This is a genomic window from Vibrio sp. A1-1 (assembly GCF_021728175.1).
In the GTDB taxonomy this organism is placed as follows: Bacteria; Pseudomonadota; Gammaproteobacteria; order Enterobacterales; family Vibrionaceae; genus Vibrio; species Vibrio diabolicus.
In genome coordinates this window covers 36270-49909 of the sequence record NZ_JAKKCL010000007.1, presented here as the reverse complement: position 1 = coordinate 49909, position 13640 = coordinate 36270, and the positions used below count along the sequence as shown (strand labels likewise).

Sequence of the window (13640 nt, the reverse complement as noted above, 5' to 3'; positions counted from 1 at the left end):
TTTCCTTTCCTGAAAATATAGAACCTTGAAATTAGACTTTTCTTTCAACTAGCTTTGTCTTTTTCGATTCCCAGTGCGTAATAAACGCAATGGAGGCAATAATAATCGCGGCGCCTAGCCATAAACGACCAGGTGGTACCCAGCCAAACACCAACCAGCCAGCAACGACATTCAAAGGCAGTTTTGCGTGATCAAATGGTTGCACAAACGAGGCGTCTGCTACTGCATATGCTTTAACGATAGCCCATTGAGCGAGTGCTGTAAGTGCACCTGCGGCTAAAAGTACGCCCCATATCGTCCAGGTATTTGGCATCGTAAATGTCGGTATTGCCAATAAGATATTAAACGGCGTTATCAGCAGTAATAAATAGACAACCATGGTTGAGGGCGGATCGTTGACCGACATTTTCTTTACCATCAGAGAATACGCTGCCCAGAAAAATGCGGCGCCAACAGGAAGCAGGGTCGCCCATGTAAATGAATCTGCCCACGGCTCAAGAATGATCATAGCACCAACAAACCCTGTTAATGTTGCTAACCAGCGTGCAGTACCTACTTTCTCTTTGAGTAACAAGCCAGATCCAACCGTTGCAAATAACGGAGAGGTCATCAGCAGCGCAATGCCTTGCCAAATTGGAACTGGATAAGCGAGTGCCCAAAGCCAAAGCTGAATCCCGATAACAGAGAGAAAAATACGGAAGGCATGCCAACCAAAGTGTTGGGTTCTTAGTGAGCGTCTAATTCCAAGTGTACGCAGATAGGGCAGAATGACAAATAAGGCAATAGCGTATTGGAATAATGCGAATGTGGTGGAAGAGACACCAAAGTTGATGCAAGCAATTTGGGCGAAGCTGTTCACTATGGCGAATGCCAAGCCAGCTGTTAGCATCCAGGACGCACCTTGAACAGGATGATGATTCAATTGAAAAATTCCAGTTTGATAGAGGTGGCGGGATCATACGTCCTATTGTTTTTCGCGCCAATAAAAAAATGCCTCCCAGAGGGAGGCGACATTACCAATTCAAAGGACGTGCCTGTTATAACAGGTACAAAGAACGAGAAGCACAAACGCTGCCATGCATTTGCATAAATAATATTGCAGAACGCGTGCCAATTTTTATCTATTTGATTTTAATTGTCTTTTTATTTTAGTTCGGTTGGCTATTAGGAGAAATGCACTAACTTAGTGACAAATCGCATTAAAAGAGGGCAGAGGCAGGAGTCACTACGCTCGTTTTTCATTGCTGAGCGACGTTTGGATAGTGTGAAAATTTATCGAGTTATGTTGGGTTACACAAAAAAATGGCCAGCAAGCATGCTGGCCAATTGGACTCGCTCTTAGGACAAGAGTGAATTAGAAATCGTAACGTACGCCTAGACGTAGTGTGTCTTCACCTTGAACCACTTTCACTTTACCATCTACTACATCCTTCTTTTCATCGAGTTGGTTGATGTAGTAAGACAGGTAAGTACGGAAGTTACTGTTTAGTTTGTAGTAACCAACAAGCTCGATACCTTCAACGGTGTCGTACTTTGAACTGTTGTCTGGATCATTCTCTTGAGCTGTGTATAGAGCTGCAAGTGTCACTTTGCTTGCTACTTTGTAGCTTGCGACTAGCTCGTAAGCCGTAAAGTCTTCAGCGTCAGTCAGGGAACCTTGAGAATAAGTACCTGCTAGGTATAGGTTATCCATCGAGTAGGCGATACCACCTAGAATTTGATCTTCAGAGTTGTCTTTATTTACGTCGCCACCAGAATATGCAAGACCAAAGTCGAGGCCCATTGGTAGTGAGTACATTCCAGAGATGCCGTATTTATCTTCGTTATCGCTAGAGTTTGCTTGGTAGGTTGCTTGCAGTTGTAGCGCATCAAACGCACCACGGTATGCGAAAACGCTGTCTTGCTTATCAGAAGACGAATCGATAACTTGCTGAACACCAGAGAACTCAGTGATATCCGTCATGTCAGAGATGATGACTGCAGCCATGTCTTGACGACCTACAGAGAAGGCACCGATATCAGAGTCGACACCTGCATACATGTAGCGGTTTTTGAATTCACTCTTGCCCGTTTTTTGCTCGGCTTCGTAAACACCGAATGCAGAAAGGCCATTGCCGATGTCCGTTTTACCTTTTAGATTAAGACGAGCGCGGCTTTTATCTTCCATTGAGCCTTCAACTTCAGCACCACCTGAACCGATGAAGTCACCACGGAACTCAACGCGGCCGCCAACTTTTAATTCAGTACCGTCGTTTTTGTATACTGTTGCTGCGAATGATGGTGCTGATACCAATGCTGTAAGAATTGCAGTAGTTAGTGCTGCCTTTTTCATTTTCTTATTACCCTAGTTGTAATCGATGGGCTTTCTTGCCCGATGTGTTGATGACGTTAAGGTAAACGCTGAAAATGAAAGATAGATTTCTGTTAAGTTATGATTTGATTGCACTTTTATTGCTGGCGAGAATAAGTGCCCCTTCTTATATCTCTTATAAAAAGAAAGGTTTTATCTTTTTTGAGGTTTTTCTGCCTTCTATTGGAGACCGTGCTTTTTTCAAAAAGTTCCTGAACCTATTTTTGTTCCAAAATGTAAGTAAATATTTCATTTTGACGGGAAAGTTATTTTTAAAAGTTGGGGTTCATCAAGTATTTGTGAGCACTATCTCGTTAAAGCATTTCTTTTTGTAAGGTTTTTACGCCTGGATTTTTTTTCGGATAAGTAAACGTTTGCTTTTTAGTTTTTTGCTGAGAATTTTTCACTCGGTTATCAGGAACTAATCAAATAAAGTGTCGGCAGTTGTTACACAAAGGTAAATCCATTCTGGCGGAAAAGATGCCCCAGAGGGCCTTTGTATTCCTTTCTGTGTTCATCATTTCGTCTTACGAAAGTGAATCAGAGCTGGGTCTAAAACTGACTAACCAACTAATAAGTAATGGATTTAGAAATGAATAAAAAATTATTAGCAGCGGCAATCGCAGCAGCAACTTTCGGCACTCAAGCAGTGGCAGTGGAACTTTATAATAACGATGGCACAACATTTTCGATGGGCGGCCACGTTTCTGTTAACTTAAATGGTTCAGAGCAAGGTGACACGGATGTTGGTACTAACTCTCCTCGTATCAATATCTCTGCGACACAAGATTTAGGCAATGGCTTCACCGCAGACGCACGTGGTGAATGGGCTCTAAACTACTTAGATGGCGGTGAAGAGTCGTTTAAAACTCGTCTAGGTTACTTAGGTTTAACACATGAGGTTTACGGTCGTGCAGTAGGTGGTACGCAATGGTCACCTTACTATGATGTAGCAGGCATCGCGGATATGCCAATTGCGTTTGCGAATGACTTCATTTACGACGATCACGGAAACCTAGGCACAGGTCGTGCGGATAAAATGCTGTCTTATCGAAATGGCTTTGATTTAGGCGAAGCAGGTGCGATTAACGTTGGTCTTGGATGGCAAGGCGCAAATGATGAATACACGCGTAACGACGCAGGTACTATCACTGGTGGTCTTAAATACGATGACCGCATGCAAGTTGCGCTTTCTTACGCAATCATGGGCGCGAAAATTGGCTACTCATACAACGGTGGTGACTTCCAACACCCTGCTTACACAGGTAAACACACCGCAGAATCACATGTTGTGTCTGCATCTTACGGCGCTTACGGCCAAGGTCTGTTCCTTGCCGCGGTATATGGTTCAAATGAAAATATGAACTTCAGTGTAAATGGCGACCGTTTGGCGGAAAGTGATGCGTACGAAGCGATCATCGCATACGTTCTAGCGAACAGCTTAAACTTGAGCGTTAACTACGAGATGGTTGAAGGTAAAGAGTTCAAAAATTCTAAAACAGAAACCGCTCGTGAGGAAATGGCACTGCAGGCAGAGTACAACTTCACGCCTAAATTTGTTGGTTACGCGGGTTACCAGTTTGACCTAAATGATGACCATGGTCGTGAAACTGATGACAAATGGGCGATAGGTGCTCGTTACTACCTATAATAGGATTTAGCGAGAACAATCATTCACCCTTATTGATTTAAAGCCAGCCTCGTGCTGGCTTTTTTGTCTATTTGTTTTGTAAATACCGTGATGTTTCAATTAGATGATACAAAACTCAAAACGGGGTGAATGTCTTATTTTTCACACTAGAGGATGGGATTTAGTGTCGTTAAGTCAATAGGTTAGATTATGATGAGGTTTTTGTTTTGCAGGGAAGAGCGATGAGCGTTATTCAAGTTGAAGAAAAGAAAGTAGAAGTGGGTAAAGTGCTTTGTGTTGGGCGAAATTACGTTGAACATATTCATGAGCTTGATAATGCGATCCCTGAGCAAATGGTGGTATTTAATAAACCCGCGACTTCCGTATCGACGACTCTGCGTTCATTTCATCAAGAGCCTCTTCATTACGAGGCTGAAATCTGTTTTCTGATCAAAGATGGACGTTATTCAGCGGTCGGTTTGGGATTGGATCTGACCAAGCGCGGTTTGCAGTCTTCACTTAAACAACAAGGGTTGCCCTGGGAGCGTGCTAAAGCGTTTGATGGCTCCGCAGTGTTTAGTCGATTTGTCTCTTTGGATAACATTGATATTAATGATCTTAACCTAGAGCTCTTGATTAACTGCGTTCGTGTACAAAAAGGTCACGTTAACCAGATGCTCTATCCGCCGCTAACCATTTTGGATGAATTAACGAGTTACACAACACTTCAAGATGGCGATGTGGTAATGACCGGCACACCAAAAGGAGTTGGTGAGGTGCATCAAGGTGACATCTTCCTTGGACGATTAAAGTGTGGTGATGTCACCCTGTTGGAGATTGAGTGGGTGGCGAATTAAAGCCAAATTCGCAGAACGAGAAATACCACCATGCTGATCACCGTCGTTAAAAGAACATTTTTAGTAAAGTACGCGATTAACGCAGCCAGCAAGGCAGCCAATAAAAATGGGTTGTGCACATTCACGCTGAGTGCTCCATCGGGAATGAAAACGATAGGCGCCCAGATCGCAGTGAGTACCGCAGGGCTGGCGTAGTTGAGCACTTTTTGTGTACGTGTCCCTAATCGCAGTGGTAGCTTGGGTTCTAAAAACAAGTAGCGGCTGGTGAAAACAAGTCCCGTCATCAGTAAAATAGACAACATGATCATTAGTGTTTCTCCTGTACTTGTTCCACAAAGTAGCCTGTAAGCATGGCTAAAATGCTCGAAATCATCAAACTTCCTTCCACTTGGTAATAGGTTAGGGCGACCGAGCTCACTAATGCCACGACAACACTCGCGAGCACCGCCATATTTTTAATAGTCGGAACTACAATTGCGATAAAAGTCGCGGCCACAGCAAATTCCAATCCCATTTCGTTCAGTTCAGGGATCAGGCTTCCTGCAATAATGCCCGTCAATGTCGCGATATTCCAAAACAGGTAAAAACTCAGACCAGCCCCAAGCGCATACCAGCGATTAAATTGTTTATCGGAATGATGACCTACAATCGCAAACAGCTCATCAGTGAGTAAGAATCCGAGTGATAACCGCCATTTAAGAGGAAGTGGTGCAATTTTACTGCGCATCGATACACTGTAGAGGAAGTGTCGAGAGGTGATAAAAAACGTTGTTAGTAACATGGTTACTAGGCCTGCCCCCGATTTAATCATCCCCATCGCGACGAGCTGCGCGGAACCTGCGAACAGAATGGCGGATAGTGCTTGTCCTTCCAAAGGGTGAAGCCCAGTATCAATCGCGAATGAGCCTGCGAGCAAACCCCAAGGCAACACCGCGATACTCAGTGGCATCATCGCAAGTGTGCCTTGCCAAAATAGCGTGGCTTTTGATTCTTCTTGTAACGGCAAAGTGTGGTCCATAGTTTCTTCTTAGTTATTCCTAAATCAGGCTACCAAGATAGCTCGGTAGTCGCATAACGCCTTGTACAATATTGCTGCTTTAGCTGTGACGGACGTATTGACCGGGAGTGACGCCCATGGCTTTTTTAAAGTGTCGATGCAGATGGCTTTGATCATGGAAGCCACATTCTTGTGCCACATCTGAAATTTTTTGTCCCATTTTTAGTAGCTTCTTCGCCATACGTAAACGTTGCTGAATTTGATAAGCATGGGGAGGGAAGCCAAACTGTTTTTGAAACTCTCTTAGCAAATGAAAAGGGCTTAACCCAGCCAGTTTTGCGAGCTCTTCTAGCGAGACGTCCGTTTGCGGGAAGTCTTCCAAAAACTCTTTGACCAACTGTATTTGTCGCTGAGCTCTGGTTGATTCTTTGAGCGGTGCCCGGTGGGTGCTGTGTTTGCTGGCTAGTTTGATCAACGTGCCGTAAATCAAAGTTTCTCGTAGTAGTCGGTTGTCTGATTTTTCTAGCGTTTCAAACACCAATCGCAACTGACTAGCCAGCTCAGGATCGTAAACCACAGGTTGAGGAAAATAGGGCAGAGCTACATTTGGTGAACCAAGCTCTTGCCCCAAGGTCTGAAACTGCTGTGGTACGGGGTACATTGCTTTGTATTCCCAACCGCCTTCTGAGGCCGAATGCCCGTTGTGTACTTCATCTGCATTTACAAGGATGATGCTGTCCTGTGGCGCGATATGATTTCCGCCTGTTCGAAAGAACTGCTGTGCTCCCTTCTCGATGACGCCAATAGTGTAACCTTCGTGGCTATGGCGTGAAAAATTCTGCTTCTCATACTTTGCATCGAGAAGTTCTAAACCGCCGAGCTCTTGAGCTATCTTGAAGGTAGCGATTTCCTTATTCTTTTCTTTCATCTTTATCCGGTCTGCTCAAGAAAATCATCTTAGAAGTGTAACGGATCCATCGTGCTTATTTTTGTACAAAATTGCTATTCGATTTTTATAAATAGGCGAATTGATTGTTATTTTTCGTCCTAGCAAACTATGATTTTTATTTTCTGAATTATCTTGGTGATTTTGGGCTGGCTGTTGTTATTTTGTTGGTATAACATTCGCCGCTTTGTTGTAGAAAAAGCGGTTCCATCATGATTGATTTATCTGTACTTCCTGTTTATCTCACCGCAGTAGTGGCTTTGTTGCTGTTACCAGGGCCCGATATGTTGCTTATCGCGAGCTCTAGTATGAGTTACGGTAAGAAGGTCGGTCTGTTTGCTAGCTTAGGCAATGCGACGTCTGGTGTTATTCTTACTTTGCTTGCTGCAATGGGAGTATCTACCCTGATTGCAATGAGCCCAATCGCCCTTAAAGTCCTTCATCTATTAGGTGGCGCATACTTGCTAAAAATGGGCTGGGACTGCTTACGAGCTGAGGCATCTTCGGCTCCAGAGCTTGATGGTCAAAACAAAATGGCGTCAACTTATTATCAACGTGCTTTGATGAGTAATTTGCTTAACCCTAAAGCGTTGGTATTTTTTGTGATGTTTTTGCCGCAGTTTGTCTCAAGCAATATCACAGCGTCTTCTGGTGAGCAGATGCTAGCACTAGGGTTATTGTTAAACGTCCTTGGCTTATCATTCAATTTATTGCTTGTTGCGCTGGCAGGCACATTGGGTAAGGGGCTGATCGAGAACGAAAAATTCCGCACTTATCAACATAAACTAATGGGTTTAGTGTTCGTTATTCTCGCGTTGTGGATGCTGAGCAGTTTCGCCTTATAAAGTTATCATATTCCATCAGAAAGCCAGCAATTGCTGGCTTTTTGTTTTAGGATATTGGTGTTTCCTAAGGAGAGGATGTATGAAGCTTGAATTTTGTTTAAATCCAGATCAAACAGACCTTGATTCTGTTCGTCAAGGTATTCGATCTTATAACCGGATGCATTTGCCTGAAGGGGAAGTGCATGCTGTGGGCTGTTTTGCTAAAGATGAGAATGGCAAGACCATGGGTGGTCTGACTGGCGAAATGTTTAAAAACACGGTGTTTGTTGAGTTTTTGTGGGTAGATGCTGAAAGTCGGACATCTGGTCTCGGTAGCCAGTTAATGTCAATGCTAGAAGAAAAAGTAAAGCCTCACGGGGTTACCCATGTTTATTTGGATACCTACAGCTTCCAAGCTCTTGAGTTCTACCTCAAATTAGGTTTTGAAAAAGTAGGGCAGTACTCAGGCTATCCTGCAGAGGGCATCCACAAGTACTTTCTACAAAAGGAAATTGTAAGCTAGGGAAAAGCACTGGTTAGCTTGACTTGTTCTAGTCAAAATCAAAAAAAGAGGCGCGAATTTGCGCCTCTTATCGTATCAGATGTCTCGGCTTCTCTTTGACTTACAAACTTGTCTGATGCGCGTCGATAAGTTCGTTCATCTTCGCCTCTGCCGCTTGCTGTGCTTGTGCATAGCTCATATCCGCAGGGAAAAGGTTGATGACTTCGTAGTAACATTTTAGTTTTGGCTCAGTACCCGAAGGGCGAACAATCACACGAGACTGATCTTCTAGGTGATAAATCAATACGTCACTTGCTGGTAAGTCAATGGATTCTTCAGAGCCGTCGTCAAACATGCGAACTGATGTTTTTAGATCTTCAGTTACTGCGACTTTTTTACCAGCAATCTCTGTTGGTGGGTTTGCACGGAGTTTGTCACCGATTGGTGGAGAGTTTGGGTCGAGAGCGATACTGCGCTGCGCGTTAAAGTAGAAACCGTGCTCGCGGTACAGTTCTTCCAGTTTATCCCATAGTGTTTTGCCTTGAGCTTTAAGTTTACCTGTTAGCTGGGCAAATGCGACGATTGCAGATAAACCATCTTTATCCCACACCTTGTTACCTACGGTATAACCGAGCGCTTCTTCATAAGCAAACAAGAATGGATTGGCTTCTGTCTCTTGCTCCATGGCAACGTTAGTGAGCCATTTGAAGCCTGTTAACGTTTGGTAGTATTGGGCGCCATGCGCTTTGGCAATGCTACTCAGCATTCTTGATGATACGATGGTGTTGCCAACCAGAGCGTTAGGTTGCTGTTCTAGCAAGTAATCGCCAAACAGTGACCCCACTTGGTCGCCGGTTAACATTTGGTATTCGCCATCTGGGCGTTTGACCGCCACTGCAAAACGGTCGGCATCTGGATCGTTAGCACAAGCGATATCAGCATCTACGGACTTACCTAATGCCATCACCATATCCATTGCACCGGCTTCTTCAGGGTTTGGGAAGTTGACGGTTGGGAAGCTGCCATCAGGTTCGCGCTGTTCCTTAACACTTGCCACTTTTTTGAAGCCAGCGTCTGCGAGGAGCGTTTCCGCCATATTCGCCCCAACGCCATGCATCGCAGTGTAAGCGATAGAAATATCGGTGTTGTTGTCAGGAGTAAGCAGCGCGTTTTCGTTCATCGTTTTACGGTAAGTTTGGTAGTAGTCGTCTTCCAACCAAACTAACAAACCGTGCTGTTTTGCATCATCGAGAGACATTAAAGGTAATGGCTTCGTTGTTGCGTCATCAATTTTCGCTGCGATTCCAGAGTCGTGTGGAGGAATGATTTGTGCGCCATTCTCCCAATATACTTTAAAGCCATTGTACTCTGGTGGATTGTGGCTAGCGGTAACAACAACAGCGGCTGCAGCATTCAATGTACGGACCCCAAATGCAACAATTGGGGTTGCTGCAACATCGTATGTTAGATAAACCTTGATACCAAGGGCAGTCAGTACGGAAGCGGTATCATGCGCGAATTGTTTCGAATCAGGACGACCGTCGTAGCCAATAACGACACCACGACTTGCGGCATCTTTGACTTGCTCTAGCAAATAGTTTCCTAGGCCAGTGGCTGTCTCTTGGATCACCAAACGGTTCATTCGGTTTGGACCTGCGCCCACTTTGCCGCGTAACCCTGCTGTACCAAAGGCAAGGCGTGATCCAAAGCGATCAGTAAGCTCTTGTTCATTATTTGTATCGACGAGGTGTTGTAGCTCTTCGCGAGTCTTAGGATCAGGGTCTCGTTCTAGCCATTGAGTAATTAGTGCTGTCATATCAATCATTCCTTAGTAGGGGGCGCCTACTTTCTTGGACACTTCGTTTTGTAAGTATCTCAATGTTTTCTTTTAAATTAATGTAAATGGTTCTCAATTACATTTCAAAGAGGGCAATCGATAAACCGAATTAATTTTTCTTATCCGAACAAAATTTAATCATATTTAATTTCTTGAAGAACCTTGGAACTATAACTAGCCTTTTAACATAAATATAACAAACCGTGTCGAAATCGTAGTTTTTGTGATTTTTCGTAAAGTTGTTCGATATTTGCATCGGGACGCAAGGAAGCTCGCGCAAGCGTAGCGGCTGAGCAGAGGAGAGATCTTTTGAAAAGATTAACGACTACTCTAGCCTTATCACTGAATGTGATTTTAATCACATTCTCCTCTTTCAGTTGGTCAAAGGAAAGTGACTACAACATGACCAAAGGGGTCACAGCGATAAGTGGGCAAGTGTATGAATTACATATGCTGATTTTCTATATCTGCTGCGTAATTGCTTTGATTGTATTTGGTGTCATGTTCTATTCCATCTTTCGTCATCGCAAGTCAAAAGGAGCAGTTGCCGCACATTTCCACGAAAGTACAAAAGTGGAAATTATTTGGACGGTTATACCCATCATCATTCTTGTCGCCATGGCGATTCCCGCAACGAAAACTTTAGTCGCAATGGAAGACACAAGCCAATCAGATATCACGGTCAAGATCACAGGCTCGCAATGGAAATGGCATTACAGCTATTTTGGTGAAGATGTTGAGTTCTTCAGTTTGCTTGCCACCAGCCAAAAGCAAATTGATGGTATCGAGACAAAAGGCGCGCATTATCTATTGGAAGTAGACAACCCTTTGGTGTTGCCTGTGAATCGCAAAGTGCGTTTTTTGATGACTTCTGATGATGTCATTCACTCATGGTGGGTGCCGGATTTTGCTGTCAAGAAAGACACCATCCCTGGTTTTATTAATGAAGCATGGACAAGAATTGATGAGCCAGGCGTATATCGCGGTCAATGTGCGGAGCTATGTGGTCGTGCACACGGGTTCATGCCGGTGGTGGTGCATGCGATGGAAGAAGAAAAGTTTGATGAATGGTTAGCGAGTAAGAAGGAAGAAATCGCACTTCAAAAAGCGGCGGCACAAGAGGCGCTCTCTCAAGACTTATCCATGGATGAGTTGATGTCGCAGGGCGAATCTATATACACGGCGCGTTGTGCTGTGTGCCATCAGGCTAATGGTGAGGGGATTCCGGGTGCATTTCCCGCGATTAAGGGCAGCCCTATCGCAACAGGCCCAATTTCAGAGCACATTGATGTGATTGTGAATGGCCGTCCGGGCACTGCAATGCAGTCTTTTTCGAACCAGTTAAGTGACAAAGAAATTGCTGCGGTCATCACATACCAGCGAAACGCATGGGGCAACGACACTGGTGATAGGGTGCAAGCATCCGATGTGAATGCCTTTAAGGCACAAGGCAGTGCTAAGGAGGAAATATGAGTAAGCCAATAGAAAAGGCAGTGAAGTCTGCTCCAGCGGAAGCCAGTGCAAACAGTACCATTGCGATTGATGATGGCCATGATCATCATGCTCCCCAAGGTATTGCTCGTTGGCTGTATTCCACAAACCATAAAGATATTGGCACCCTGTACCTTTGGTTTAGTTTTGCGATGTTTCTGACTGGTGGTGCGATGGCGATGGTCATTCGTGCCGAATTATTCCAGCCTGGACTTCAGCTGGTTGATCCACAGTTTTTTAATCAAATGACTACGGTACACGGTTTGGTGATGGTGTTTGGTGCTGTGATGCCAGCATTTACGGGCCTTGCTAACTGGATGATTCCAATGATGATCGGTGCTCCAGATATGGCGCTACCTCGCATGAACAACTTGAGCTTTTGGATTCTACCTTTTGCATTTCTTATTTTATTGAGCTCGTTGTTTTTACCTGGCGGCGGCCCCGATTTTGGCTGGACGTTCTATGCTCCGTTGTCCACGACTTATGGCCCAGATAGCACCGCGCTGTTTGTATTCTCTGTTCACATCATGGGTATCAGCTCCATCATGGGCGCGATAAACGTTATCGTGACGATAGTAAATATGCGAGCTCCGGGAATGACTTGGTTCAAGTTACCAATGTTTGTTTGGACTTGGTTAATCACCGCTTTCTTATTGATCGCGGTTATGCCGGTATTAGCGGGTGCGGTGACGATGGTTCTTACTGACAAATATTTCGGGACTAGCTTCTTTGATGCAGCTGGTGGCGGCGATCCGGTGATGTTTCAACACATCTTTTGGTTCTTTGGTCACCCAGAAGTGTACATCATGATTTTACCGTCGTTTGGCATCATTTCTGCCATCCTTCCTGCTTTCAGTGGCAAGAAGCTGTTTGGTTATCATTCGATGGTTTACGCGACGTGCAGCATTGCGTTGTTGTCTTTCCTTGTGTGGGCGCATCACATGTTTACAACGGGGATGCCAGTTTTTGCAGAGCTTTTCTTTATGTATTGCACCATGCTGATTGCGGTACCAACAGGGGTGAAAGTCTTTAACTGGGTCGCCACCATGTGGCGTGGGGCTCTGACATTTGAAACGCCAATGTTGTTTGCCATTGCCTTTATTGTGCTCTTTACGATTGGCGGTTTCTCGGGATTGATGCTGGCAATTGTGCCGGCGGATTTCCAATATCATGACACTTACTTCGTGGTTGCGCATTTCCACTATGTGTTGGTATCTGGTGCCGTATTCTCGATTATGGCGGCAGCGTACTATTGGTTACCTAAGTGGACAGGCAATATGTACGACCACAAGCTGAGTTTGTGGCATTTCTGGTGCTCGATTATTTCAGTTAATGTTTTGTTTTTCCCGATGCACTTTCTAGGTTTAGCGGGTATGCCAAGACGTATCCCGGATTACGCTATTCAGTTTGCTGATGTCAATCAAATCGTCTCCATTGGTGGATTTGCGTTTGGGTTGTCACAATTGATCTTTTTATGGGTGGTGATTAAGTGTATTCGTGGCGGTGAAAAGGCCGCTGCAAAACCGTGGGAACGTGCGGAGGGCTTAGAATGGACGGTGCCAAGCCCGGCGCCCCATCATACGTTTACTACGCCGCCTAAAGTCGATTAGAAACAAACGGGGTGAGTGAGATGAAACCGAATCCATCAAACAAAAAGCTCACAGTGAAGTTGCTTTTAGCGACCCTTTTGATGTTTGGGTTTGGCTACGCACTTGTCCCATTGTATGACGTAATGTGCGACGCACTGGGTATCAATGGAAAAACAAGTGAAGTGGCCGCCATTCAACCAACTGGTATGCAACCGGATATGAGCCGAACCATTCGCGTGGAGTTTATGGCGCATGTAAGCCCCGATATGCCTTGGGAGTTTAAACCCAAAGTGATTTCGATGGACGTTCATCCCGGTGAAGTCGTGCAAACCGAATACCTTGCATTTAATGAAAGCGGGCAGAAGTTGGTAGGGCAAGCCGTTCCCTCTGTTTCTCCCGGGAATGGTGCCGCTTATTTCAATAAGATTGAGTGCTTTTGTTTTAACCAACAGCCTTTGGATGGCAAACAACAAGCTCAAATGCCGTTGATTTTTTATATCGAACCGGACTTACCGGAGTCGATACACACGTTAACGCTGTCTTACACACTCTATAAACTTCCCCCTCCTACAGGTTCTTAGCCACTCAAGGAGAGAGATACAGACCAAGGCTGGTCA

General features: G+C 44.7%; 13 protein-coding genes. 7 read left to right on the top strand and 6 right to left on the bottom strand.

The features are described 5' to 3' along the window. Nucleotides 1-31: 31 nt before the first annotated feature. A complete protein-coding gene (locus tag L3V30_RS12000) occupies nt 32-889 on the bottom strand; it encodes a DMT family transporter (RefSeq protein WP_237308999.1) in 858 nt (285 codons plus the stop codon). A 465-nt stretch (nt 890-1354) separates the two neighbouring features. Continuing rightward, nucleotides 1355-2332: a porin gene (locus L3V30_RS11995; RefSeq protein ID WP_046873714.1), complete on the bottom strand. Its 978-nt coding sequence runs from the start codon at nt 2330-2332 to the stop codon at nt 1355-1357. Between the two features lie 610 nt (nt 2333-2942). Between L3V30_RS11995 and L3V30_RS11990 the strand changes: the two genes are divergently transcribed. Both L3V30_RS11990 and L3V30_RS11985 read left to right on the top strand, forming a co-directional pair. Beyond that, nucleotides 2943-4001, top strand: a complete 1059-nt coding sequence (locus L3V30_RS11990; RefSeq protein WP_237308998.1) for a porin — start codon at nt 2943-2945, stop codon at nt 3999-4001. Between the two features lie 221 nt (nt 4002-4222). After that, nucleotides 4223-4837: a fumarylacetoacetate hydrolase family protein gene (locus L3V30_RS11985; protein WP_005391187.1), complete on the top strand. Its 615-nt coding sequence runs from the start codon at nt 4223-4225 to the stop codon at nt 4835-4837. Here the strand turns inward: L3V30_RS11985 and L3V30_RS11980 are convergent. From L3V30_RS11980 to L3V30_RS11970, 3 genes are all read right to left on the bottom strand, one after another. Then, nucleotides 4834-5145, bottom strand: a complete 312-nt coding sequence (locus L3V30_RS11980; RefSeq protein WP_006742072.1) for an AzlD domain-containing protein — start codon at nt 5143-5145, stop codon at nt 4834-4836. The genes L3V30_RS11985 and L3V30_RS11980 overlap by 4 nt on opposite strands. After that, complete coding sequence (locus tag L3V30_RS11975; RefSeq protein ID WP_046873712.1) at nt 5145-5855, bottom strand: AzlC family ABC transporter permease; 711 nt, start codon at nt 5853-5855, stop codon at nt 5145-5147. Before L3V30_RS11975 ends, L3V30_RS11980 begins: the two co-directional genes overlap by 1 nt. Before the next feature lie 79 nt (nt 5856-5934). Beyond that, complete coding sequence (locus L3V30_RS11970) at nt 5935-6762, bottom strand: AraC family transcriptional regulator (RefSeq protein WP_006742070.1); 828 nt, start codon at nt 6760-6762, stop codon at nt 5935-5937. A gap of 230 nt (nt 6763-6992) precedes the next feature. Between L3V30_RS11970 and L3V30_RS11965 the strand changes: the two genes are divergently transcribed. Together L3V30_RS11965 and L3V30_RS11960 are read left to right on the top strand one after the other, a co-directional pair. Continuing rightward, nucleotides 6993-7625 (top strand): LysE family translocator, encoded by a 633-nt coding sequence (locus L3V30_RS11965; protein ID WP_053809567.1) that lies wholly within the window; start codon nt 6993-6995, stop codon nt 7623-7625. 79 nt (nt 7626-7704) lie between these two features. Next, a complete protein-coding gene (locus L3V30_RS11960; protein ID WP_237308997.1) occupies nt 7705-8127 on the top strand; it encodes a GNAT family N-acetyltransferase in 423 nt (140 codons plus the stop codon). Between the two features lie 100 nt (nt 8128-8227). On the opposite strand, the gene L3V30_RS11955 is transcribed toward L3V30_RS11960, so the two are convergent. Further along, nucleotides 8228-9922, bottom strand: coding sequence for a phospho-sugar mutase (locus tag L3V30_RS11955; RefSeq protein WP_047008374.1), 1695 nt, complete (start codon nt 9920-9922; stop codon nt 8228-8230). Between the two features lie 330 nt (nt 9923-10252). Between L3V30_RS11955 and coxB the strand changes: the two genes are divergently transcribed. The 3 genes from coxB to L3V30_RS11940 are packed head-to-tail and all read left to right on the top strand — an operon-like array spanning nt 10253 to nt 13604. Beyond that, the gene (gene coxB / locus L3V30_RS11950; protein WP_006742066.1) at nt 10253-11416 is read left to right on the top strand and encodes a cytochrome c oxidase subunit II; all 1164 of its coding nucleotides are present in this window, start codon (nt 10253-10255) and stop codon (nt 11414-11416) included. Beyond that, nucleotides 11413-13044 carry a cytochrome c oxidase subunit I gene (gene ctaD, locus L3V30_RS11945; protein WP_005391175.1) on the top strand — a complete coding sequence of 544 codons (1632 nt, stop codon included), beginning with the start codon at nt 11413-11415 and terminating at the stop codon, nt 13042-13044. Before coxB ends, ctaD begins: the two co-directional genes overlap by 4 nt. A gap of 20 nt (nt 13045-13064) precedes the next feature. Next, the gene (locus L3V30_RS11940) at nt 13065-13604 is read left to right on the top strand and encodes a cytochrome c oxidase assembly protein (protein WP_005391173.1); all 540 of its coding nucleotides are present in this window, start codon (nt 13065-13067) and stop codon (nt 13602-13604) included. Nucleotides 13605-13640 lie beyond the last annotated feature (36 nt).

Excerpts from the sequence above, each read along its gene's own strand:
- ctaD (WP_005391175.1), top strand. The coding sequence starts at position 11,413 with ATGAGTAAGCCAATAGAAAAGGCAGTGAAGTCTGCTCCAGCGGAAGCC.
- L3V30_RS11975 (WP_046873712.1), bottom strand. The coding sequence starts at position 5,855 with ATGGACCACACTTTGCCGTTACAAGAAGAATCAAAAGCCACGCTATTT.
- L3V30_RS11940 (WP_005391173.1), top strand. The coding sequence starts at position 13,065 with ATGAAACCGAATCCATCAAACAAAAAGCTCACAGTGAAGTTGCTTTTA.
- L3V30_RS11960 (WP_237308997.1), top strand. The coding sequence starts at position 7,705 with ATGAAGCTTGAATTTTGTTTAAATCCAGATCAAACAGACCTTGATTCT.
- L3V30_RS11990 (WP_237308998.1), top strand. The coding sequence starts at position 2,943 with ATGAATAAAAAATTATTAGCAGCGGCAATCGCAGCAGCAACTTTCGGC.
- L3V30_RS11985 (WP_005391187.1), top strand. The coding sequence starts at position 4,223 with ATGAGCGTTATTCAAGTTGAAGAAAAGAAAGTAGAAGTGGGTAAAGTG.
- L3V30_RS11965 (WP_053809567.1), top strand. The coding sequence starts at position 6,993 with ATGATTGATTTATCTGTACTTCCTGTTTATCTCACCGCAGTAGTGGCT.
- L3V30_RS11970 (WP_006742070.1), bottom strand. The coding sequence starts at position 6,762 with ATGAAAGAAAAGAATAAGGAAATCGCTACCTTCAAGATAGCTCAAGAG.
- L3V30_RS11980 (WP_006742072.1), bottom strand. The coding sequence starts at position 5,145 with ATGATCATGTTGTCTATTTTACTGATGACGGGACTTGTTTTCACCAGC.
- L3V30_RS11995 (WP_046873714.1), bottom strand. The coding sequence starts at position 2,332 with ATGAAAAAGGCAGCACTAACTACTGCAATTCTTACAGCATTGGTATCA.
- L3V30_RS12000 (WP_237308999.1), bottom strand. The coding sequence starts at position 889 with ATGCTAACAGCTGGCTTGGCATTCGCCATAGTGAACAGCTTCGCCCAA.
- L3V30_RS11955 (WP_047008374.1), bottom strand. The coding sequence starts at position 9,922 with ATGACAGCACTAATTACTCAATGGCTAGAACGAGACCCTGATCCTAAG.